21 protein-coding genes are annotated in these 23066 nt (G+C 64.4%); 15 read left to right on the top strand and 6 right to left on the bottom strand.

What is annotated here, in order from left to right; genetic code table 11:
* The first annotated feature begins 6 nt into the window (after positions 1-6).
* From ABLE86_RS11540 to ABLE86_RS11595, 12 genes are all read left to right on the top strand, one after another.
* Entirely contained in the window at positions 7-273 is a 267-nt protein-coding gene (locus ABLE86_RS11540) for a hypothetical protein (protein WP_348779082.1), read from the top strand.
* Between the two features lie 244 nt (positions 274-517).
* The gene (locus ABLE86_RS11545; protein WP_348779083.1) at positions 518-2551 is read left to right on the top strand and encodes a hydantoinase/oxoprolinase family protein; all 2034 of its coding nucleotides are present in this window, start codon (positions 518-520) and stop codon (positions 2549-2551) included.
* 164 nt (positions 2552-2715) lie between these two features.
* Complete coding sequence (locus ABLE86_RS11550; RefSeq protein WP_348779084.1) at positions 2716-4887, top strand: malate synthase G; 2172 nt, start codon at positions 2716-2718, stop codon at positions 4885-4887.
* 22 nt (positions 4888-4909) lie between these two features.
* Positions 4910-5587: a tRNA (adenosine(37)-N6)-threonylcarbamoyltransferase complex dimerization subunit type 1 TsaB gene (gene tsaB / locus ABLE86_RS11555; RefSeq protein WP_348779085.1), complete on the top strand. Its 678-nt coding sequence runs from the start codon at positions 4910-4912 to the stop codon at positions 5585-5587.
* Positions 5587-6075: a GNAT family N-acetyltransferase gene (locus ABLE86_RS11560; protein ID WP_348779086.1), complete on the top strand. Its 489-nt coding sequence runs from the start codon at positions 5587-5589 to the stop codon at positions 6073-6075. Before tsaB ends, ABLE86_RS11560 begins: the two co-directional genes overlap by 1 nt.
* A 38-nt stretch (positions 6076-6113) precedes the next feature.
* Positions 6114-6908, top strand: a complete 795-nt coding sequence (locus ABLE86_RS11565; protein ID WP_348779087.1) for a lysophospholipid acyltransferase family protein — start codon at positions 6114-6116, stop codon at positions 6906-6908.
* A gap of 81 nt (positions 6909-6989) precedes the next feature.
* Entirely contained in the window at positions 6990-8387 is a 1398-nt protein-coding gene (gene miaB, locus ABLE86_RS11570) for a tRNA (N6-isopentenyl adenosine(37)-C2)-methylthiotransferase MiaB (protein ID WP_348779088.1), read from the top strand.
* Between the two features lie 66 nt (positions 8388-8453).
* A complete protein-coding gene (locus tag ABLE86_RS11575) occupies positions 8454-9449 on the top strand; it encodes a PhoH family protein (RefSeq protein WP_348779227.1) in 996 nt (331 codons plus the stop codon).
* Positions 9450-9466: 17 nt separating this feature from the next.
* The gene (gene ybeY / locus ABLE86_RS11580; RefSeq protein ID WP_348779228.1) at positions 9467-9973 is read left to right on the top strand and encodes an rRNA maturation RNase YbeY; all 507 of its coding nucleotides are present in this window, start codon (positions 9467-9469) and stop codon (positions 9971-9973) included.
* Positions 9974-9999: 26 nt separating this feature from the next.
* Positions 10000-11073: a hemolysin family protein gene (locus ABLE86_RS11585; protein ID WP_348779089.1), complete on the top strand. Its 1074-nt coding sequence runs from the start codon at positions 10000-10002 to the stop codon at positions 11071-11073.
* Positions 11074-11145: 72 nt separating this feature from the next.
* Positions 11146-12729: an apolipoprotein N-acyltransferase gene (gene lnt, locus ABLE86_RS11590; RefSeq protein ID WP_348779090.1), complete on the top strand. Its 1584-nt coding sequence runs from the start codon at positions 11146-11148 to the stop codon at positions 12727-12729.
* Positions 12730-12861: 132 nt separating this feature from the next.
* Positions 12862-13278, top strand: a complete 417-nt coding sequence (locus tag ABLE86_RS11595) for a helix-turn-helix transcriptional regulator (RefSeq protein ID WP_348779229.1) — start codon at positions 12862-12864, stop codon at positions 13276-13278.
* A 155-nt stretch (positions 13279-13433) separates the two neighbouring features.
* On the opposite strand, the gene ABLE86_RS11600 is transcribed toward ABLE86_RS11595, so the two are convergent.
* The 6 genes from ABLE86_RS11600 to ABLE86_RS11625 form a co-directional block, all read right to left on the bottom strand.
* The gene (locus ABLE86_RS11600; protein WP_348779091.1) at positions 13434-15158 is read right to left on the bottom strand and encodes an ABC transporter substrate-binding protein; all 1725 of its coding nucleotides are present in this window, start codon (positions 15156-15158) and stop codon (positions 13434-13436) included.
* A 79-nt stretch (positions 15159-15237) separates the two neighbouring features.
* Positions 15238-15525 (bottom strand): DUF2160 domain-containing protein, encoded by a 288-nt coding sequence (locus tag ABLE86_RS11605; RefSeq protein ID WP_348779092.1) that lies wholly within the window; start codon positions 15523-15525, stop codon positions 15238-15240.
* Positions 15526-15528: 3 nt separating this feature from the next.
* Complete coding sequence (locus ABLE86_RS11610) at positions 15529-16449, bottom strand: carbohydrate ABC transporter permease (protein ID WP_348779093.1); 921 nt, start codon at positions 16447-16449, stop codon at positions 15529-15531.
* A gap of 1 nt (position 16450) precedes the next feature.
* Complete coding sequence (locus ABLE86_RS11615) at positions 16451-17317, bottom strand: sugar ABC transporter permease (RefSeq protein WP_348779094.1); 867 nt, start codon at positions 17315-17317, stop codon at positions 16451-16453.
* A gap of 1 nt (position 17318) precedes the next feature.
* The gene (locus ABLE86_RS11620; protein WP_348779095.1) at positions 17319-18386 is read right to left on the bottom strand and encodes an ABC transporter ATP-binding protein; all 1068 of its coding nucleotides are present in this window, start codon (positions 18384-18386) and stop codon (positions 17319-17321) included.
* Between the two features lie 11 nt (positions 18387-18397).
* Entirely contained in the window at positions 18398-19477 is a 1080-nt protein-coding gene (locus ABLE86_RS11625) for an ABC transporter ATP-binding protein (RefSeq protein WP_348779096.1), read from the bottom strand.
* A 740-nt stretch (positions 19478-20217) separates the two neighbouring features.
* Here ABLE86_RS11625 and metK point away from each other — a divergent pair.
* The 3 genes from metK to rimP all read left to right on the top strand — a co-directional run bounded on the left by metK (position 20218) and on the right by rimP (position 23058).
* The gene (metK, locus tag ABLE86_RS11630) at positions 20218-21498 is read left to right on the top strand and encodes a methionine adenosyltransferase (RefSeq protein WP_348779097.1); all 1281 of its coding nucleotides are present in this window, start codon (positions 20218-20220) and stop codon (positions 21496-21498) included.
* 33 nt (positions 21499-21531) lie between these two features.
* Complete coding sequence (locus ABLE86_RS11635) at positions 21532-22233, top strand: tRNA (guanine(46)-N(7))-methyltransferase TrmB (protein WP_348779098.1); 702 nt, start codon at positions 21532-21534, stop codon at positions 22231-22233.
* A gap of 195 nt (positions 22234-22428) precedes the next feature.
* Positions 22429-23058: a ribosome maturation factor RimP gene (rimP, locus tag ABLE86_RS11640; protein WP_348779099.1), complete on the top strand. Its 630-nt coding sequence runs from the start codon at positions 22429-22431 to the stop codon at positions 23056-23058.
* Positions 23059-23066: the final 8 nt, after the last annotated feature.

Raw genomic sequence — 23066 nt, forward strand, 5'->3', positions numbered from 1 at the left:
GCGTGCATGCGCGGCCAGGCCATTGAATTTCCGGTGTTTCGGCAGGTGGACAAACGACACCGCACCCGCGCCTCAAAAAATCTTGTCCACGCGCGGCGGGTGGCCCTTATCCTGAAGGTCAAATCCGCTTCCGCGGGAAGCCTGGTGCGCACCGGGTATCAGGTGGAAGCGTCGGTGTCCGGGCTGGTGACGCTAACGGTGGCGTTGCTGGGTGATGAACCCCCAAGTCCGGGCCTTGGCGGCGGCTGGCCACGCGAATGTGGAGGCGACTGAGCGGGGGCAAGAGCACCGGCGGGGCGCGGAAGCCGTGCCACGAATTACCATAGGAAGGCATGGCCATGCGCCCCGCTTCCCGACTTCATCCCGAGCTTGTCGAGGGACAATGACCAGACGGCGAAAGCCGGGCGTGGTGACGGCAAGACCCGGCCGGCGCTGGCTCAACCTTGCGGTGCTTCCGTGGCCGGGCTTTGTGGGCTAAGGGCAGGGGCGAGTTCAACCGCCCCGGAATGCCCGCGACATGACCGAAAAACCCACGCCGCCGTCCCCGCTGTTGCTCGGCCCCCTTTTTCTGGGCATCGATACCGGCGGCACCTACACCGACGCGGTGTTGTGGTCGGAGAGCGCGGGCGTCACCGCCAAGGCAAAGTCGCTCACCACGCGGCATGATCTGGCGGTCGGCATTTCCGGCGCGGTCGATGCGGTGCTTTCGGAGGCCAAGGCCGACCCGGCGGGGATAAAACTGGTGTCGATGTCGACCACGCTCGCCACCAACGCTTTGGTCGAGGGGCAGGGCGGGCGCGTGGCGCTGGTCATGATCGGATTCTCGGAAGCCGATCTCGCCCGCGATGGGCTGAAAACCGCGCTTGGCACCGACCCGGTGGTGTTTTGCGGCGGCGGGCATGACGTGCATGGCAATGCCGCCCCGCTCGACCTTGCCGCGCTGGAGGCGGCGCTGCCGGAGCTGGAGAAAACCGTGTCGGGCTTCGCGGTCTGCGCCTACTTCGCCACCCGCAACCCGGCCCACGAGATCGCCGCGCGCGACCTGATCCGTGAAAAAACCGGCCTGCCCGTCACCGCCAGCCACGAGCTGTCCGCAAAACTCGGCGGCCCGCGCCGGGCGCTGACCACACTGCTCAATGCGCGGCTGATCTCGATGATCGACCGTCTGGTCGCCGCCACCGAAGGATTTTTGGCCGCGCGGGGCATCAAGGCGCCGCTGATGGTGGTGCGCGGCGATGGCGCGCTGGTCTCGGCCGCGTTCGCCCGCCAGCGCCCGATCGAGACGATTTTGTCAGGCCCCGCCGCCAGCCTCGTCGGCGCCCGCCACATGACCGGCCTCGACAACGCCGTCGTGTCGGACATCGGCGGCACCACCACCGACGTCGCCGTGCTCGACAATGGCCGCCCCCGGCTCGACCCCGAAGGCGCCACCGTCGGCGGCTTTCGCACCATGGTCGAGGCGGTGGCCATGCGCACCTTCGGCCTCGGCGGGGATTCGGAGGTCGGGCTGGAGGATGGCGGGCTGGCCCCGCGCATCACGCTGGGCCCCCGCCGCGTCGTGCCGCTGTCGCTTGCCGCCGTCGACCATGGCGAGGCAGTGCTGGGCCAGCTCGAGCGGCAGCTGCGCGCGCCCAATCCGGGCCGCATGGACGGCCGCTTTGCCATGCGCACCGGCGTGCCGGAACGCCTCGCCGCCGGCCTCACCGCACCCGAAGCCAAGCTCTACGAGGTGATCGGCCCCGTGCCGCTGCCGCTTGACAAGCTGCTGACCTCGACCGCGCAGAACGCCACGCTCAACCGGCTGGTGGGGCGCGGGCTGGTGCATGTTGTCGGCTTCACGCCGTCTGATGCCGCCCACACGCTCGGCCGCCAGACCAACTGGAACGTAGCTGCCGCCCGCCTTGGCGCCGAGATTTTCGCCCGCAAGCGCGATGGTCGCGGCCAGCCGATCGGCGAAACGCCGGAAGCGCTTGCGGAAAGAGTGCTGCTGGCCGTCACACGCAACTCTGCCGAGGCGATCCTCGAAACCGCCTTCGCCGAGGACGGGCTGGACGGCGCCGCAACGGTCGCCCATGCGCTGGTGCAGCGCGCGGTGGACGGCCAGGGCGGCATCGCCCGCTTCGCCGTTGCGCTCGACCGCCCGGTGATAGGCCTCGGCGCCTCCGCGCCGCTGCATTACGCCGGCCTGCCGGGCTTCGTAGGCAACGAATGCGTGGTGCCGCAGGATACGGACGTGGCCAATGCGCTGGGTGCCGTGGTCGGCCAGGTGCGCATCTCGGCCGAGGCGCGCGTCAGCCAGCCCAAGGAAGGGCTATTCCGCGTCGCTTCGGGCGACGACATCCGCGATTTTCTGGACGAGGAAGAGGCCATCCGCGTGGCCGATGCCGAGATCCGCAAGATTGCCGCCCAGCGCGCGCTGGAGGCCGGCACCGACGCCGCCGAGATCGAGGTCACGCATGATGTGCGCGCCTCGATGGTGGACGGCCAGCGCATGTTCATCGAGGCGCATATTCTGGCCGTCGCCACCGGCCGCCCGCGCATTGCCGTCTGAAGGACAGGTTCATCCAAGCCTGTTTCGCGCGTATTATTATGCGCCTGCGGCCCGGTAAACCCGCGGATGAATTGACCCTGCCACACCAACGTGGTCAAAGGCCGCGGAACTATTGAGCGGGGCCGGGCTTAACTGGTCCGCCCGGAAGGCATCAGGAGAGGAATATGAGCGGTATGATCGAAGCGTCGGGATTGAGGATTGCCCGGGAGCTTCACGATTTCGTGGCGCAGGAGGCTTTGCCGGGAACCGGATTTGTCGGCATCGATGCGTTCTGGGCCGGGGTGTCGGAGATCGTGCACGAGCTTGCGCCCAAAAACCGCGCTCTTCTGGCCAAACGCGACAAGATCCAGAAACGGATCGATGCCTGGCACCGGGAAAACGGTGCGCCCTCCGACATGGCCGCCTACCGCGCCTTCCTGAAGGAGATCGGCTATCTCGTCGAAGAAGGACCGGACTTCCAGGTCGCCACCGGGAACGTCGACCCGGAAATCGCGACGGTTGCCGGTCCGCAGCTCGTCGTGCCGATCATGAATGCGCGTTATGCGCTCAATGCCGCCAACGCCCGCTGGGGCTCGCTGTATGACGCGCTCTACGGCACCGACGCGATCTCCGAGACGGATGGCGCGGAAAAGGGCAAGGGCTACAACCCCAAGCGCGGCGAAAAGGTCATCGCCTGGGGCCGCAATTTCCTCGATGCCTCGGCGCCGTTGCAGTCGGGCTCGTGGACCGAGGCCGGCCCGCTTGTCGTGAAGGATGGAAAGCTGGCCGTCGGCGAAACCGGCCTGGCCGATCCGGCGCAGTTCGTCGGCTACCGGGGCGAGGCGTCCGCACCTTCTGCGGTGCTGCTCACGAAGAACGGCCTGCATGTCGAGATCGTCATCGACCGCAACAGCACCATCGGCAAGACCGACCCGGCCGGCATCGCCGATCTCGTGCTGGAAGCGGCGCTGACCACGATCCAGGACTGCGAGGATTCGGTCGCGGCCGTCGATGCCGAAGACAAGGTACTGGCCTATCGCAACTGGCTCGGCCTGATGAAGGGCGACCTTGCCGAGACCTTCGAGAAGGGCGGCAAAAGCCTGACGCGCACGCTCAACGACGATCGCGAATACACCGGGCCGGACGGCGGCAAGCTGATGCTGCCCGGCCGCTCGCTGATGCTGGTGCGCAACGTCGGTCACCTCATGACCAACCCGGCCATTCTCGACCGCGACGGCAATGAGGTGCCCGAGGGCATCATGGATGCGGCCGTCACCGCGCTCATCGCGCTGCATGACGTCGGCCCCAATGGCCGCCGCGCCAATTCGCGCGCCGGCTCCATGTATGTGGTCAAGCCCAAGATGCACGGGCCGGAGGAAGCGGCCTTTGCCGTCGAGCTGTTCGAGCGCGTCGAAAAACTGCTCGGCATGGCGCCGAACACGATCAAGATCGGCATCATGGACGAGGAACGGCGCACCACCGTCAACCTCAAGGAATGCATCCGCGCCGCGAAGGACCGGGTGGTGTTCATCAACACCGGCTTCCTCGATCGCACCGGCGACGAGATCCACACCTCGATGGAAGCCGGTCCGATGATCCGCAAGGGCGACATGAAGCAGGCGGCATGGATCTCCGCCTACGAGGCGCAGAATGTCGACATCGGCCTGGAGTGCGGGCTTTCCGGCCGCGCCCAGATCGGCAAGGGCATGTGGGCCATGCCGGACCTGATGGCGGCGATGCTGGAGCAGAAGATCGCGCACCCGCAGGCCGGCGCCAACACCGCCTGGGTGCCTTCGCCGACGGCTGCGACGCTGCACGCCACGCATTACCACAAGGTCAACGTGCACGCGGTGCAGGAGCGTCTGAAGACCCGCCCGCGCGCAAAACTCGACGACATCCTGTCGGTGCCAGTCGCGGTGCGGCCCAACTGGACGCCGGAAGAAATCCAGCACGAGATCGACAACAACGCGCAAGGAATCCTGGGCTATGTCGTGCGCTGGATCGACCAGGGCGTTGGCTGCTCCAAGGTTCCCGACATCAACGATGTCGGCCTGATGGAAGACCGCGCCACGCTGCGCATCTCTTCGCAGCATCTCGCCAACTGGCTGCACCATGGCGTGGTCACGCATGAGCAGGTGATGGAGACGATGAAGCGCATGGCGGCGGTGGTCGACCGGCAGAATGAGGGCGACCCGCTCTACCGGCCGATGGCGCCCGACTTCGACAACTCCATCGCCTTCCAGGCCGCCTGCGACCTCGTCTTCAAGGGCCGCGAACAGCCCAACGGCTATACCGAGCCGGTGCTGCACCGGCGCCGGCTGGAGCTGAAGGCGCGCGACCGGGCGGCGACCAAATAGTCGCCCGAAGGTCACGCCCCCGATGAAGCTTCTCGCCATCGATTGCTCGGCCCGGCTCTGCGCTGCCTGCGTCTACGACGCGGGGGCGGGGCAGGAGCTCGGCCGCCAGGTGCTCGATCTCGGCAAGGGCCACGCCGAGCACCTGATGGGCGTGATCGAGGAGGCGATGAAGGCGGCGGGCGTGGGCTTTTCCGATCTCGGCGCCGTCGCCGTCTCGGTCGGCCCGGGCTCCTTCACGGGCGTCCGCGTCGGCGTCTCGGCCACGCGCGGCCTTGCGCTGGCGCTCAACGTTCCGGCTATCGGCGTGAACACCCTTGAGGCGCTGGCCGCCGAGGCGCGGGCACTGCATGGCCCGTGCACCGTGCTTGCCGCGCTTGATAGCGGCCGCGGCGAAATTCAGGCCGCGGTCTACGACAATGTCGGCGCAGTTCTTTTCGCCCCGGCGGTGATCGACCTCGAACGCGCGACGTTGCTGGCGACCGAACATTCCGCTGCCCTTGCCGGCACTGCGGCGGAAATGATCGCCGCCGCCCTAGCTGGGCAGAACAATCGCGTCGGCCCGCTCGGGTCGACGGCCGATATCGGCACCTATGCCCGCCTGGCCGCGGGCAAGGAGCCGGGTGAGCGCCCGAAACCGCTTTATCTGCGCGAGCCGGATGCCAAGCCGCAGGCAGGCTTCGTCCTGCCGAGGAGCGGCTGATGCGCATCCCCTTCGTCACCTCGCGCGAGTTTTCGCTGGAGCCGCTGACGGTCAGGGACAGCGATGCGATCTCCACGCTGCACCGCGAGGATTTCGTACGGCCGTGGACGGGGGGCGAGTTCGCCGATCTCCTGGCGCAGGAAACCGTGTTCGGCTTTGCCGCGCGCGAGGTCGGCCGCGGCAAGGGCCCGCCCATCGGCTTCGTCTTGGCGCGGCTGGTGGCCGGCGAGGGCGAAATCCTGACCGTGGCGGTGGCGCGTTCGCACCGGCGGCAGGGGCTCGGCTGGCGGCTGATGGATGCGGTGCTGCGCGAACTTCACGCCCAGCGCGCCGAGGCGCTGTTCCTCGAGGTGGACGAGACCAATGCCGCCGCCATCGCGCTCTATAGCGGGCTCGGTTTTCGCGAGGTCGGCAAGCGCGCCGACTACTACCGCACCGGCGGCAACGGGGCCAACGGCGCCCTTGTCATGCGCCGGGATCTTCGCTAGCCGCCATATGAGATCAGGCTGAAGGAACCGCGCGGCGCATGATCTCTTCGATCCGGATATGGCTGGCGTTCCTCTGGGTGGCGATGGGCCTAGCCGCACTGTTGCCGCTGGTTTCGCTCGGCATGAGGACCGGCCTTTATCAGCCAAACCGGCTGCGGCGCTGGTGCCACGGCCTCATCGTGCGCGCGCTGGGTTTCCGGGTTCATGTCCACGGCACAATCGCCCCGGTGCGGCCGCTGCTGCTTGCGGCCAATCACATTTCCTGGACCGACGTGATGGTGCTGGCGTCGTTCAACGACGTCTCCTTCATCGCCAAGTCGCAGATGTCACGCTGGCCGCTCATCGGCTGGATGGCGCGGCTGCAGCGCTGCGTCTTCGTCGAGCGCGAGCGCAAGCGCAAATCCGGCGAGCAGGCGAGCGAAATTGCCACGCGCCTGGCAGCCGGCGACGCGATGGTGCTTTTCGCGGAGGGCACGACAGGCGACGGCAACCTTATACTGCCGTTCAAGAGCACGCTGTTCGGCGCGGCGGCACTTGCCATTGACGAAGGCGCGGTCGACCAGGTTTTCATCCAGCCGGTGGCAATCAGCTACACGCGTCTGCATGGATTGCCCATGGGCCGCCAGCACCGCCGCGTCGCCGCCTGGATAGGCGACCAGGACCTGCTGCCGCATATCAAGCTCCTCCTCGCCGAAGGCGCGGTGGATGTGGAGGTGCATTTTGGCGAGCCGGTCGCCTTCTCGGCCGGCACCAACCGCAAGGAGACCGCGCGCCGCATGGAAGCGCAGGTCAGGACGATGATGCAGCAGGCCTTGCGCGGTCCCCGGTCGTGACACGGTCGCAGCCTGGCGGGCGGGATCGCGCGGTCAAGATTGGTCTGTTTTTTGCCATCGAAAAGCGTTAGAAGCCGCGACATGGAACTGGAGCAGATTTCTCAGGACGGTGCCGAGACCCTTGAAGGGGCGGCGGGTGTGGCCAAGAAGGTTTTCGTCAAGACCTATGGCTGCCAGATGAACGTCTACGATTCCCAGCGCATGTCTGACGCGCTGGCCGCTGACGGCTATGTTGCGACCAGCGAGATCGAGGAAGCCGATCTGGTGCTCCTCAATACCTGCCACATTCGCGAAAAGGCCGCCGAGAAGGTCTATTCCGAGCTTGGCCGCATCCGCGAGCTGAAGGCTGAGCGGGCCAGGAATGGCAGCGAGATGCTGATCGGCGTTGCCGGCTGTGTCGCGCAGGCCGAGGGCCGGGAAATCATTCGGCGCTCGCCGGCGGTCGATCTGGTGATCGGACCGCAGACCTACCATCGCCTGCCGGAAGCGCTGAAGAAGGTGCGCGGCGGCGAGAAGGTCGTGGAGACCGAATACGCGCTAGAAGACAAGTTCGACCACCTGCCGCAGCCCAGGCGCGCCGAGATCATCGGCCGCGGCGTGACCGCCTTCCTCACCGTGCAGGAAGGTTGCGACAAGTTCTGCACCTTCTGCGTGGTGCCCTATACGCGCGGATCGGAAGTTTCGCGCCCTGTCGCCCAGATCGTGGCCGAGGCCGAGCGCCTGGCGGCTGCGGGCGTGCGCGAGGTGACGCTGCTTGGCCAGAACGTGAATGCCTGGCACGGCGAGGGCCCTGACGGCAGCGAATGGGGCCTTGGCCGGCTGTTGTTGCGCCTGGCCGAAATTCCCGGCATTGCGCGGCTGCGCTACACCACCAGCCACCCGCGCGACATGGACGACGAACTGATCGAGGCGCATCGCGGCCTGCCCTCGCTGATGCCCTATCTGCACCTGCCGGTGCAGGCGGGTTCGGACCGCATCCTGAAGGCCATGAACCGCAAGCACACCGCGGCCGACTATCTTCGCCTCATCGAGCGCATCCGGGCGGCACGGCCCGACATCGCCATGTCGGGCGACTTCATCGTCGGCTTCCCCGGCGAGACGGATGCCGATTTCGAGGACACGATGGAGATCGTGCGCGCAGTGAACTACGCGCAGGCCTTCTCGTTCAAATATTCGCCGCGCCCCGGCACGCCGGGCGCCGAAATGAAGGATCATGTCGCCGAAGAGGTGAAGGACGAGCGCTTGCAGCGCCTGCAGGCGCTTCTCAACGAGCAGCAGAACGCTTTCCTCGGCAGCCTTGTCGGCCAGACGATCGAGACGCTGATCGAGAAGCCAGGCCGTCAGGCCGGGCAGATAGTCGGCCGCTCGCCCTGGCTCCAGCCGGTTATCCTTGATGAAGGCGCCGGTGGAATTGGTGAGATTATCCAGGTAAGAATCACGAAGACGGGCCATGCCAGCCTGTTCGCCGAGCGGGTCTGAGGGCGCCGAGATGAGGAGATACGGTTGAACGCCGACGCGAAGAAAGTGCCCTCAGGGGCCTCGGACATGGCGCATATCGTTCTGACCTTCGACGACAACAAGCTTGCCAGCGCGCTTTATGGCCAGTTCGACGAGAACCTGGCCCGTATCGAGCAGAAGCTCGGCGTCGACATCAACTCGCGCGGCAACAAGCTGACCATCAAGGGCGATCCTGCCGCGGCAGAGCAGGCCCGTCGCGCGCTGGACCATCTCTACGGCATCTTGCAGAAGGGGGCCGAGATCGCCCAATCCGACGTCGATGGCGCCATCCGCCTGGCCATAGCGCCCGACGATCAGCTCACCTTGCCGACGCTGGAACGCAAGGGCAGGGTGGCGGCCGCGCAGATCTCCACGCGCAAGCGCACCATCTATGCCCGCTCGCTCAACCAGGACGCCTATATGCGCGCGCTGGACCGGGCCGAACTGGTGTTCGGCATCGGCCCCGCAGGCACCGGCAAGACCTATCTGGCGGTGGCGCACGCCGCCATGCTGCTGGAGCGCGGCATGGTCGAGCGCATCATCCTGTCGCGTCCGGCGGTGGAGGCTGGCGAGCGCCTCGGCTTCCTGCCCGGCGACATGAAGGAGAAGGTCGACCCCTATCTGCGCCCGCTCTACGACGCGCTCTACGACATGATGCCTGCCGACAAGGTCGAGCGCGCGATTGCCGCTGAAGTCATCGAGATCGCGCCGCTGGCCTTCATGCGCGGCCGCACGCTGTCCCATGCCGCCGTCATCCTCGACGAGGCCCAGAACACCACCTCCATGCAGATGAAGATGTTCCTGACCCGTCTGGGCGAGAACTCGCGCATGATCGTGACCGGCGATCCGAGTCAGATCGACCTGCCGCCCAACACGCGCTCGGGCCTGGTGGAGGCGCTGCGCATCCTCGACAACGTGCCGGGGGTGGTGACGGTGCGCTTCAACGACAGCGACGTGGTCCGCCACCCGCTGGTTGCGGAGATCGTGCGGGCCTACGAGCGCGACGGCAAGATCGAGCGCGGCCTCGGCGGTTCCGAAATCTGATCGGCTGACGGGACGTGATGGAAAACACCGCGGAAATTGGCGCCGCAGCGCTTCCGGTCGAGATCGACCTGATGGTGGAGGCTGGCGCCTGGCCCGCCGAGGAGGAGCTGGAGGCGCTGGCGCGCCGCGCAGTGGCCGCAGCCCTTGCCGAAACCGGCGCTACCGCTCCGACAGGCACCGAGCTCAGCCTCGTCTTTTCGGACGATGCCCACGTTCAGGTGCTGAACGCGGAATGGCGCGGCAAGGACAAGCCGACCAATGTGCTTTCCTTTCCGGCCTTTCCCACCGAGCCCGGTGCACCGCTGCCGCCGATGATGGGCGACATCATCCTTGCCGCCGAGACGGTCGAGCGTGAAGCGGCACTGGAAGGCAAGCCGCGCGAGCATCATATTATTCATCTGGTGATTCATGGCTTCCTGCATCTCATGGGCTATGATCACGAGACCGACGCGGAGGCGGAGGAGATGGAGGGATTCGAGCGCCGTGCGCTCGCAAGACTTGCGATCCCCGATCCTTACGCGTAACAGATTAGGCAACAAACCGGACGACAATGAGCGAGAAACCAGACACTGCCGCCAAATCGGAGGTCGGCAGCGCGCCCTCCGCGCTAGAAAGCCCTGAAGAGGACCCTAGTCCCAATGCGGCGCTCAACAGCGCCGCAAGCGAGCCCGGCTCTCAGCGGCCTTCGCTGCTGGAACGCCTGGCTGGGCTGTTCAGGCACCGCAATGGCTCGAGCCTGCGTGACGATCTGACCGATGCGCTGGCGGAAAGCGCCACCGAAGCGGAAGACTTTTCGCCCGGCGAGCGGGCGATGCTCAAGAACATTCTGCGGCTGCGCGAGGTGCGCGTCGAGGACGTGATGGTGCCGCGCGCCGACATCGAAGCGGTGGAGCTCAACACCACCCTCGGCGATCTCATGGTGGTCTTCGAGCAATCGGGCCATTCGCGCATGCCGGTCTATGCCGAGACGCTGGACGATCCGCGCGGCATGGTCCACATCCGCGACGTTCTCGCCCACATCACCAGGCTGGCGCGCACGAAGAAGGGCAGGTCGTCCAAAAAACCGGTCGGCGGCGCGGCTCTTGATTTTGCCACTGTCGACCTGACGCGCACGCTCGGAGAACTGAATCTCATCCGCACCGTTCTTTTCGTGCCGCCGTCGATGCTGGCCTCCGACCTGATGGCGCGCATGCAGGCAGCGCGCACCCAGATGGCGCTGGTGATCGACGAATATGGCGGCACCGATGGCCTGGTTTCGCTTGAAGACATCGTGGAGATGGTCGTCGGCGACATCGAGGACGAGCACGACGAGGAAGAGCCGCTGATCACCCAGACCGGCGAGGGCGTCTTCGTGGTCGACGCCAAGGCCGAGATCGACGACGTGGCCAAGATGATCGGCGAGGATTTCACCGCCGGCGAGCATGGCGAGTATGTCGACACCATCGGCGGCATGATCTTCAACACGCTCGGCCGGGTGCCGACGCGGGGCGAGGTTGTCCAGGCGATCCCCGGCTTCGAGTTCCACGTGCTCGACGCCGACCCAAGGCGCGTCAAGCGTGTGCGCATCGTCCACAGCCAGAAGGGCGACCGGCGCCGCCGTGCCGCCCGCGCCGAACAGGCCTGAGACGGCAGCATTGGAGCGTGGGCCTCTTGCTGATAGACCTTCGTGGGTGATTCACGCGATGAGGGGCCGCCGATGGAGCGCCTTGCAGGGCGGATAATTTTGCTGTGGGGGTGGCGGCGCGCGCTCACGGCATTCCTTGCCGGCGCGCTCGCCGTTCTTTCCCAGGCTCCCTTCGATTTCTTCGCGGTCTGCCTCGTTTCCTTCCCGGTGCTGGTGTGGCTGCTCGATGGCGCGACGAGCGCTCCCGCCGGCCCGATGCGACGGCTCATGCCGGCCTTCGCGACAGGCTGGTGGTTCGGCTTCGGCTATTTCCTTGCCGGGCTGTGGTGGATTGGCGGGGCCGTACTGGTCGAGGCGGACAGCTTCGCCTGGGCGCTGCCTCTGGCGGTGGTGGGCATTCCGGCGCTGCTTGCGCTGTTCTACGGCCTGGCCTGCGCCGTGGCCCGCCTGGTCTGGAGCGATGGCATCGGGCGTATCGCCGCGCTGGCCTTCGGGTTCGGGCTGGCCGAATGGCTGCGCACTTTCCTGTTCACCGGCTTCCCGTGGAATGCGATCGGCTATGCCGCCATGCCGATACCGCTGCTGATGCAAAGCGTTTCGGTGGTGGGCATGATCGGCATGAACGCCCTGGCCGTTTTCGTGTTCGCCATGCCGGCATTGCTGGCCTCGCAGCGGCATCTGCGGCTGGGCGTCACATTGGCCGCGCTTCTGATGGCCGCACACGTGGCCTTCGGCTATGTTCGTCTCAATGCCCCGGTCGAGGCGAATGGAGAAAACCTTTCCGTCCGCATCGTGCAGCCCAGCATCGACCTGAGCGAGAAATGGGACGCCGAAGTGCGCGATCGCATCTTCCGTACGATGCTGGACCTGTCGGGAGCGCCGGAACAGGAAGGCGCAAGGCCGCAGCTGATCCTATGGCCCGAGACCTCCGTTCCGTTCTTTTTCACCGAGCGGCCGGACGCGCTGGTGGCGCTTGGCGACCTGCTGCACGATGGGCAGACACTGATCGCCGGCGCGATGCGCGAGGAAGGCGCAAGCACCGGCAGCGATGCGCGCTACTACAATTCAGTAGTTGCCATCGACGCCGCCGGCGAGATCGTCGATGCGGTGGACAAGCTGCATCTCGTTCCCTTCGGAGAATACATACCCTTTGCGGATCTGTTCGCCAGTTTCGGGCTCAGCCAGTTCGTCGCCGGACCGATGAACCTGGAGCCCGGCAACGAACGGCATCCGATCGCGCTTGCCGGAGGGGCGAAAGCGCTTCCATTCATCTGTTACGAAATTATCTTTCCGGCGCTGGTGGCTGTTGACCTTGCGTCAACGGATATTATTGTAAATGTTACGAACGACGCATGGTTCGGCGATACGCCGGGCCCCTACCAGCACTTCCGACAGGCGCAGATACGTGCCGTGGAAACGGGGTTGCCGTTGATACGAGCCGCCAATACAGGGATTTCGGGAGTGGTCGATCCTCGTGGTCGAATTGTAGACGCCTTGTCCATGAATGCCCGGGGTGTGCTCGATGCCGTCGTTCCGCTTGTTCGACAAGACAAGCAAATGTTCTGGAAGCACTCCGTTAATGGTTTGGTCATCCTGTTTTTCTTTGGCGCCATCGCTGCCGGGCTGGGGCTTGGACAACGGTTGCGCCCGAATTGACAGTCCGACAGAGCGGGATTCATAGTACGCCGCCCAAGGGGGAGGTCGGCGACAGGAGGAAATGGGAAGGCCAGCTCGCTAATCGATGAAAAATAAAAATAGAATAATGCCGAAATGGCGGCCGAGGACGAAATGAAGGAAAAGGAAAACAAGAAAAAGCCGAACCCGACCGATATATATGTCGGAAGCAGAATTCGGCTGCGTCGAAACATGCTTGGAATGAGTCAGGAAAGCCTCGGCGAGCAGCTCGGAATTACTTTTCAGCAGATCCAGAAATACGAGAAAGGAACAAATCGCGTCGGCGCCAGCCGCCTGCAGGCGATTTCGTCCATTCTCAACGTGCCGGTGTCGTTTTTTTTCGAGGATTTTCCCAACCAGGAAGGCGCAGGCAAGGGCTTTGCCGAAGATGCTTCCTCCGGCTTCGGTCTGGATCTGGTTACCAGCCCCGAGGGGCTGCAGCTCAACCGCGCCTTCTTCAAGATTTCGGATGTGAAGGTGCGTCGCAAGATCATCGAACTGGTCAAGACGCTGGCTTCCGACGACGAATAGTCGCCGCCGATATCCGGCCATAAGTCACGGCAAAACCGCGTGCGTCGGGCCCCTGCCTGTTCTTGGTTGTGGGGAGCGGTTGCTCGCGCTGCGCCATGCGCAGGTGAATGTGGGAAGGGCGGCGCGCCTGGCGCTGCCCCTCCCAAGCCGGTGGCTTATTGCTGCCAGCTCTTTACCAGTTCGTCGTAGTTGATGGTAATCGGCTTTTCCTTCTCGTTCTCGACCTTAAACTGCGGGGCAATATTGCCCTTCGAAGCGGCATCCTTGCTCCAGTATTCGAGGTCGTGTTCTTCGGCCAGCTTCGGGCCGATGTCGCCCTGAACGCCCGACTTCTCGATGCGGGCCATGACCTTCTCCTGCTCGGCGCAGAGCGAGTCCATGGCTTCCTGCGCGGTCTTTGCGCCGGACGAAGCATCGCCGATTGCCTGCCACCAGAGCTGCGCAAGCTTCGGATAGTCCGGCACGTTGGTGCCGGTGGGCGACCACTGCACCCGCGCCGGCGAGCGGTAGAACTCCACGAGGCCGCCAAGCTGTGGAGCACGGTCGGTGAAGCTCTGGTGATGGATCGTGGAGTCGCGGATGAAGGTGAGGCCGACATGGCTTTTCTTCACGTCCACGGTCTTTGAGGTCACGAACTGCGCGTAGAGCCAGGCGGCCTTGGCGCGGTCGTCCGGCGTGGACTTCATGAGCGTCCATGAGCCGACGTCCTGGTAGCCCAGCTTCATGCCATCCTTCCAGTAGACGCCGTGCGGGCTTGGCGCCATGCGCCACTTGGGCGTCCCGTCTTCGTTCATCACCGGCAGGCCGGGCTTGACCATGTCGGCGGTGAAGGCCGTGTACCAGAAGATCTGCTGGGCGACGTTGCCCTGTGCCGGCACCGGGCCGCTTTCGGAGAAGGTCATGCCCTGGGCCTCGGCCGGTGCATAGGCCTTCAGCCAGTCGAGATATTTCTGGATCGAATAGACCGCTGCCGGTCCGTTGGTGTCACCGCCCCGCGCCACGCAGGAGCCGACGGGACGCGAGTTCTCGTCGACCTTGATGCCCCACTCGTCGACCGGCAGGCCATTTGGCAGCCCCTTGTCGCCATTGCCGGCCATGGAAAGCCACGCGTCGGTGAAGCGCCAGCCGAGCGACGGGTCCTTCTTGCCGTAGTCCATATGGCCGTAGACCTTCTGGCCATCGACATCGCGACCGGTAAAGAATTCGGCGATGTCCTCATAGGCCGACCAGTTCACCGGCACGCCGAGGTCATAGCCGTATTTGGCCTTGAAGTCGGCCTTGTTCTTGTCGTCGTTGAACCAGTCGTAGCGGAACCAATAGAGGTTCGCGAACTGCTGGTCGGGAAGCTGGTAGAGCTTCTTGTCCGGCGCGGTGGTGAAGGACGTTCCGACGAAGTCGTCCAGGTCGAGGTTCGGGTTGGTGACGTCCTTGCCCTCATTGGCCATGAAATCGGTCAGGTTGCGCACCTGCTGATAGCGCCAGTGCGTGCCGATCAGGTCCGAGTCGTTCACCCATCCGTCATACAGGTTCTGCCCGGTCTGCATCTGGGTCTGGATCTTCTCCACGACGTCGCCCTCCTGGATGATGTCGTGGGTCAGCTTGATGCCGGTGATCGCAGAGAATGCGGGGGCCAGCACGTCCGCTTCATACTGGTGCGTCGTGATGGCTTCCGACACCACCTTGATTTCCATGCCCTGGAAGGGCTTGGCGGCGTCGATGAACCACTGCATCTCCTTTTCCTGATCCGCCCGCGCAAGCGTGGACAGATCACCAATTTCCTTATCCAGGAAGGCCTTCGCCTCGTCCATTCCGGCATGGGCACTGCCTCCACCGACAAGCAGGACAAGCGCGGTACTCGATGTTAAAAGCTGCCGTCGCATTTCGTCTCCTCCAACAATAAGGTTTCAAGTGCGATCCGGAGCGGTCGCCGGCACGCGGCCGCTCCGACAGTTTCCCCCTCTATACGTAGCGGAACACCCCCACGGCATAGACTACGGAAAGAGCGAGAGCCCACCACAGGTTGGGACCAACGAGACCCAGCCAAGCGAGATGGATGAAGGCGCTGCCAAGCAGCGAGATGAACAGGCGATCGCCGCGCGTCGTTTCGAAGCGCAGGACGCCGACGCGCGGATTGCCGCCGGGCGAGACATATTCCCATGCGCCCATGCCCACCAGCATCAGCGCTATGACGGCGAAGAAGGCGGCCGTCGGCCAGGTCCAAGCCATCCACGAGAAATCGAGGTTCATGCGTCAGACCCTCCCCAGCGCAAAACCCTTGGCGATGTAGTTGCGCACGAACCAGATCACGAGCGCGCCCGGGATCAAGGTCAGTACGCCGGCAGCGGCCAGCAGTCCCCAGTCCATGCCGGCGGCTGATACGGTGCGTGTCATGGTCGCCGCGATGGGCTTGGCGTTCGTCGTGGTCAGCGTGCGGGCGATCAGAAGCTCCACCCACGAGAACATGAAGCAGAAGAAACAGGCCACGCCGATGCCGCTCGCGATCAGCGGCATGAAGATCTTCACGAAGAAACGGGGGAAGGAATAGCCGTCGATATAGGCAGTCTCGTCGATCTCTTTCGGCACGCCCGACATGAAGCCTTCGAGTATCCACACTGCCAGCGGCACGTTGAACAGGCAGTGTGCAAGCGCCACGGCGATATGCGTGTCGATCAGGCCGAAGGCGGAATAGAGCTGGAAGAAGGGCAGAGCGAACACGGCAGGCGGCGCCATGCGGTTGGTGAGCAGCCAGAAGAAGAGGTGCTTGTCGCCCAGGAAACGGTAGCGCGAGAAGGCGTAGGCCGCCGGCAGCGCCACCGCCACCGAGATCACCATGTTCATGACCACATAGATGATCGAATTGATGTAGCCGGAATACCAGGCCGCATCGGTGAAGATGATGCGATAGTTCCGCAGCGTCGGCTCATGCGGGTAGAGCGTGAGCGAGGACACGATCTCGTTGTTGGTCTTGAAGCTCATGTTGATGAGCCAGTAGATCGGCAACAACAGGAAGATGATGTACAGCGCCGGAACGATCCACCACCAGCGGCTTTCCTGCCCGCGGCGGCGCATGCGGTGCGCGACCGCGCCCTGTGCCAGGTCGCTCTCCAGGCGGCTGACAGCGACCCTCTCGTTCATCGTGCCTTGCCCTGTCCTCTCGTTCGCGCTGTTCATCTCAGCGCTCCGCATCGTAATTGGTCATCACGGTGTAGAAGACCCATGACAGAAGCAGGATGATGAGGAAGTAGACCAGCGACATGGCGGCTGCCGGCCCGAGGTCGAACTGGCCCAGCGCCATCTTGACGAGGTCGATCGACAGGAAGGTCGTCGAGTTGCCGGGCCCGCCGCCGGTGACGACGAAGGGCTCGGTGTAGATCATGAAGCTGTCCATGAAGCGCAGCAGAACCGCGATCAGCAGCACGCGCTGCATCTTGGGAAACTGGATGTAGCGGAACACTGCCCAGCGCGACGCGCCGTCGATCTTGGCCGCCTGGTAGAAGGCGTCGGGAATGGCAACCAGCCCGGCATAGCAGAGCAGCACAATGAGGCTCGTCCAGTGCCAAACGTCCATGACGATGACCGTGACCCAGGCGTCGAACGGGTTCTGGACGTAATTGTAGTTGATGCCGAGCGCGTTGACGGTATAGCCCAGCAGGCCGATGTCGTTGCGGCCGAACACCTGCCAGATCGTGCCCACGACGTTCCACGGGATCAGCAGCGGCAGCGCCATCAGCACCAGGCACACCGGCACGCCCCATCCCTTGCGCGGCATGTTGAGCGCGATGAAGATGCCGAGCGGCACTTCGATCACGAGGATGATGAAGGAGAAGAGCAGGTTCCGGAACATCGCCTGCCAGAACCGGTCTGAGGCCAGCAGGTCCTCGAACCATTCGGTGCCTGCCCAGAAAAACTGGTTGTTGCCGAAGGTGTCCTGAACCGAATAGTTCACCACCGTCATGAGCGGGATCACGGCCGAGAACGCCACCAGCACCAGCACCGGCAGCACCAGGAACCAGGCCTTGTTGTTCTGGGTCCTTTCCATCTCACGCTCCCATCTCGACGCGCCAGGAGTCGGCATAGATGTTGATGCCCGCCGGGTCGAAGTTGATCCTGGGTTCGGCTGGAATGGCGTCGTCCTCGCCGATGATCGCCGCGATGTCGCGGCCTTCCAGACTGGCGCGGACCACCTTGTGGCGGCCGACATCGTCGACCTTGCTGATAGAGACAGCCATGCCATGGCGGCCGAGCCGAACATATTCGGGCCGGATACCGAGTTCGGTCACGCCGCCGATGACGCCCGGCGCGCCTGGCAGGTCGATCGTCTGCGAGCCCAGCCGGGCGGTCCGGCCCTCGATCTCCACCGGCATGACGTTCATGCCGGGCGAGCCGATGAAATAGCCGACGAAGGTATGACGCGGTCGCTCAAACAGTTCTTCTGGCGTGCCGATCTGCACGATGCCGCCGTCATACATCACCACCACCTGCTCGGCGAAAGTCAGCGCCTCGGTCTGGTCGTGGGTGACATAGACCATGGTGTAGCCGAAGCGCCGGTGCAACTGCTTGAGCTGCGAGCGCAGCACCCATTTCATGTGCGGGTCGATGACGGTCAGCGGCTCGTCGAACAGGATGGCGTTGACGTCGGAACGGACCAGCCCGCGTCCCAGCGAGATCTTCTGCTTCTGGTCGGCGGTCAGGCCCCTGGCTTTTCGCTGCGCCCAATCGGCGAGGTCGATCATGTCGAGCGTCTCGCGCACACGGCGATCGACATCCGCTGCCGGCACGCCGCGGTTGCGCAGCGGGAAGGCCAGATTGTCGTAGACGGTCATGGTGTCGTAGATCACCGGGAACTGGAACACCTGCGCGATGTTGCGCTCCTGGGTCGAGAGTTCGGTCACGTCCCGGCCGTTGAACAGCAGGCGGCCATGCGAGGGATGGACGAGCCCGGAGATGATGTTGAGCAGCGTGGTCTTGCCGCAGCCGGAAGGCCCCAGCAGCGCGTAGGCGCCGCCGTCCTCGAAGGTCTGCTGCACCTCCTTCAGCGCGAAGTCGGCCTCCCTGACGGGGTCCGGCAGGTAGGAGTGGCGGATATGGTTGACGTCGATGCGCGCCATTACCGTTCCCCTCAAGCCATCGGTTTCGGCTGGCCGATGGCACGGCCGCTCGGGTCGAACACCATGATATGGCGCGGATCGACGAACACCTCGATCTCGTCGTCTGCCTGCAGGTCGCGGATGCCGTGAGCGAGCATGACCCAGCGCGCGTCGGCCACGCTGAGGTGCACGAAGCTCTCCGAGCCAGTGATCTCGGTGATCGCCACCTTGGCGCGCAACGGAACGGCGGCCGCGTTCGGCCGCTCGAGAAAGAGATGATGGGGCTGGAAGCCGATCGTGTAGCCGGTGTCGGAGATATCGGCGAGACCGGCCGGAACAGGGAGTTTCATGCCGCCATCGAGAAGGAAAGTTGCGCCCGCTTTCCGCAGCTCGATCGTGTTCAGCGGCGGATCGGCGAAGGTTCTGGCCGTCACCAGATCGACAGGCTTTCGGAACACTTCGAGGGTCGGCCCGAACTGCGTGACCCGGCCTTCCGAAAGCGTCGCCGTGTTGCCGCCGAGCAGCAGCGCCTCGTGCGGCTCGGTCGTCGCATAGACGAAGATGGTGCCGGCCTCCGCGAAGATCTTCGGCAGTTCCTCACGCAGTTCCTCGCGCAGCTTGTAGTCGAGATTGGCGAGCGGCTCGTCGAGCAGAACCAGGCTGGCATTCTTGACGATGGCGCGGGCCAGCGCCGTCCGCTGCTGCTGTCCGCCGGAAAGTTGCAGCGGCGTGCGCTCGAGATAGGGCGTGAGCTTGAGCAGTTCCGCTGTCTTCCTGACCTGGCGATCGACCTTGGACCGGTCGACGCCAGCGACGCGCAGCGGCGAGGCGATGTTCTCGTAGACCGTCATCGCCGGATAGTTGATGAACTGCTGGTAGACCATGGCGACGTTGCGCTTCTGCACCGGCAGGCCGGTAACGTCGCGGCCATCGAACCATATCGAGCCAGTAGTCGGCGCATCGAGCCCCGCCATGAGGCGCATCAGGCTGGTCTTGCCCGAGAGCGTCGGGCCGAGCAGCACGTTGAGCGAGCCGTGCTCGAGCTTCAGCGATACGTCGGTGATGTGGGTCGCGGCGCCCACCACCTTCGAGACCTGCCTGAGCTCAAGCATCAAGTCCTCCCCTCTCTGCCGCGCTATCCGGTCGCCGAGGTTCGTGGTCCGGCGACAGGCGCAAGAACTCCTCCCGCAGCGAAGCCTGTTCCGGGCTGAAACGCAACCCGCATTTGGTCCTGCGTCACGTCCTCGGGCGTCGACGCCCATTCGTCCTGCCGAGCAGTGCGGCCGCGCCGAAGGCCCCGGTCAGCCGCCGGGCACGGGCCGCACCGAGGTAAGTCCTCCCGTCGAATTCGCATCGTACAATTTTTTGGCTTATCACGAGATCTCAAGTCGATTTATTTCGAAATAACAACGAGTGTCAAACGAAAAGAAACTGAAAGCGTTCGGCCTCAGCAGTTTTTTCTTTCTTGCTACTTTATACCCAAGCAGCACTATCCGAATTGCAGATCTCACCTTGTGTTATCACTTCAAAATGACGCGTCTTGTCAGTGGCTTGGCGATCGCTGTGTGAATTTGGATCGTGCTAAGGCTGGGCAAGATGGGAATAGCGCCCCGACGAAGCTTTCGTTCTTCATCTAAACCTCAATAAAACGAAAGTTGTCGCTTGCGGTTGCCGGGTAATCGCCAACGCAAGTGGATGTGCTGCGCGACGGGAAGGCGGGATCGGCCGGGCGCCAATGCTCAAAAGGGCTTGATCCACGCCACAAGCAATCTTGCGGGCTACGCAGGGTTTCGCTAACGGTGTGTGGCCACAAGGCGGCATCCGGCCGCCCGTTTTTCTAGAGGGGACACCCGTGACGCGGCACAACTATTTCTTCACAAGCGAATCCGTTTCCGAAGGCCATCCCGACAAGGTGTGCGACCGCATCTCCGACGAAATCGTGGACATGGTCTATCGGGAAGCAAAGAAGGCCGGCATGAATCCGTGGGACGTGCGCGTGGCCTGCGAGACGTTGGCCACGACCAACCGCGTCGTGATTGCCGGTGAGGTTCGGGTGCCCCCGACGCTCTTGAAGATTGGCAAGGACGGCAAGCCGGTGCTCGACGCCAAGGGTCACCCGGTGATCAACCCGTCGAAGTTCCGTTCAGTCGCCCGCCGCGCCATCCGCGCCATCGGCTACGAGCAGGAAGGCTTCCACTGGAAGACCGCGAAGATAGATGTTCTGCTGCATGCGCAGTCGGCCGACATCGCGCAGGGCGTCGACAAGGCCCTCGATGCCAATGCCGAGGGTGCTGGCGACCAGGGCATCATGTTCGGCTATGCCTGCCGCGAGACGCCGGACCTGATGCCGGCGCCGATCTATTACAGCCACAAGATCCTTGAGCTGCTCTCGGCAGCCCGCCACGAAGGCAAGGGCGATGTCGGCAAGCTGGGTCCCGATTCCAAGAGCCAGGTGACCGTGCGCTATGTCGACGGCGTGCCGACCGAGGTCACGCAGATCGTCCTGTCGACGCAGCATCTCGATCCCGACTGGGATTCCAAGAAGGTCCGCTCGGTCGTGGAGCCCTACATCCGCGAGGCGCTCGGCGACCTGAAGATCGCCGACAACTGCAACTGGTACATCAATCCGACCGGCAAGTTCGTCATCGGCGGCCCCGACGGCGATGCCGGCCTCACCGGCCGCAAGATCATCGTCGACACCTATGGCGGTGCCGCGCCACATGGCGGCGGCGCCTTCTCGGGCAAGGACACGACCAAGGTCGATCGTTCGGCAGCCTATGCGGCGCGCTATCTCGCCAAGAACGTGGTGGCGGCCAGGCTGGCCGACCGTTGCACCATCCAGCTTTCCTACGCCATCGGCGTGGCGCAGCCGCTGTCGATCTATGTCGACCTGCACGGCACCGGAAAGATCGACGAGGCGGTTCTGGAGAAGGCGTTGCGCGAAGTGATGGATCTGTCGCCCTCGGGCATCCGGCGCCATCTCGACCTCAACAAGCCCATCTACGCCAAGACCACCGCCTATGGCCATTTCGGCCGCAAGCCCGGCCGCGACGGTTCCTTCTCCTGGGAGAAGACCGACCTGGTCAAGGCCATCAAGGACGCTGTGGCGGCCGAACACGCATTGGCGGCCTGAGGCTTCGGGCCGCCGCAATTCCGGACTGTTTCAATGAATGCTGAACCCCGGCGCAGCCGCTCGACCGAAGCCTTTTTCGGTCGGCGGCACGGCAAGACCATCCGTCCCCACCAGGCTGCGGCGCTGGAGGCCGGCCTCGCCAAGTACCGGATCGACCTGTCCGAGCCGGCGCCCGCCGATCTTGGCGCGCTGTTTTCAGCGCCGGTAAAGGGCGTGCGGCTCGAGATCGGCTTTGGCGGCGGCGAGCATATCTACCACATGGCTTCCACGCATCCGGACATCGGCTTCATCGGCGTCGAGCCCTTCGTCAACGGCATGGCCCGGCTGATGACCTCGCTGGGCGAAAATCCCCTGCCGAACCTGCGCGTCTATGACGATGACGCCACCCGGTTGCTGGACTGGCTGCCACAGGGTGCGCTCATGGGCATCGATCTGCTCTATCCCGATCCTTGGCCGAAGAAGCGGCACTGGAAGCGCCGTTTTGTCAGCGCGGCCAATCTCGACCGCTTCGCCCGCGCCATGAAGAGCGGCGCGAAATTCCGCTTCGCCTCCGACATCGACACCTATGTCAACTGGACGCTGCTGCATTGCCGCGCGCATCCGGCCTTCGAATGGCAGGCCGCGGATGCCGGCGACTGGCATCGCCCCTATGAGGGCTGGATACGCACCCGTTACGAGGCGAAGGCCGTCCGCGAAGGCCGCACGCCCGCCTATCTGACCTTCCTCAGGGCGTAAGCGGGGCGGCTCCGGCTGGCCGCTGTTTGTTCGATTTCTGTGGTCGAGCGACGATTACGTGCCCGCATACGGTGCGGCGGACTTGAAAATTGTCGATCTCTCGGCTATATCAGGGTAAATTCTTGGTCGGTATGGCAAAGAGTGGGTCCACCCGGTCCCGCTCTTTTTTGTTACCGGCCCGAGGCTGGAAGCGAAATGACAGAAGAGACAGGCATCGCCGGAGATGACCGGATCATCCGCGAAAGCGGCGTTGAGGCGCGCGTGGCGGGCATCATTGCGCCCGTGCTGCGCGCTACGGGCTTCCGGCTCGTGCGCGTGCGTCTCTCGGGTCAGAACGGCCTCACGCTTCAGATCATGGTCGAACGCGACGACGGCACCATGACCGTCGAGGACTGCGAGGAAGTAAGCCGCGCGGTTTCTCCGGTTCTTGATGTCGACGATCCGATCGAGAAGGCATATCATCTTGAGGTTTCCTCGCCCGGCATCGATCGCCCGCTGGTGCGCAAGGCCGATTTCACGACCTGGGCCGGCCATCTGGTGAAGCTGGAGACCTCCATCCTGGTCGGCGATCGCAAGCGCTTTCGTGGCCGCATCGGCGAGTCCGACGAGGATGGCTTCGTCATCGAGCGGGACCAGCCTGCCTATGGCGAGGAGCCGTCGGTGCGGATACCTTTCGAGGCGGTCTCCGACGCCCGGCTGATCCTGACCGACGACCTGATCCGCGATGCGCTGAGCAAGGACAACAAGGCGCGCAAGGAAGCCAAGAAACGCCGTGGCGAGCCCGACGAGGACGGCGCGGAAGACGAAACCGAAACCGAAGAGTGATTGAACGG

The organism is Mesorhizobium sp. KR2-14, from assembly GCF_040049255.1.
Taxonomy (GTDB): Bacteria; Pseudomonadota; Alphaproteobacteria; order Rhizobiales; family Rhizobiaceae; genus Pseudaminobacter.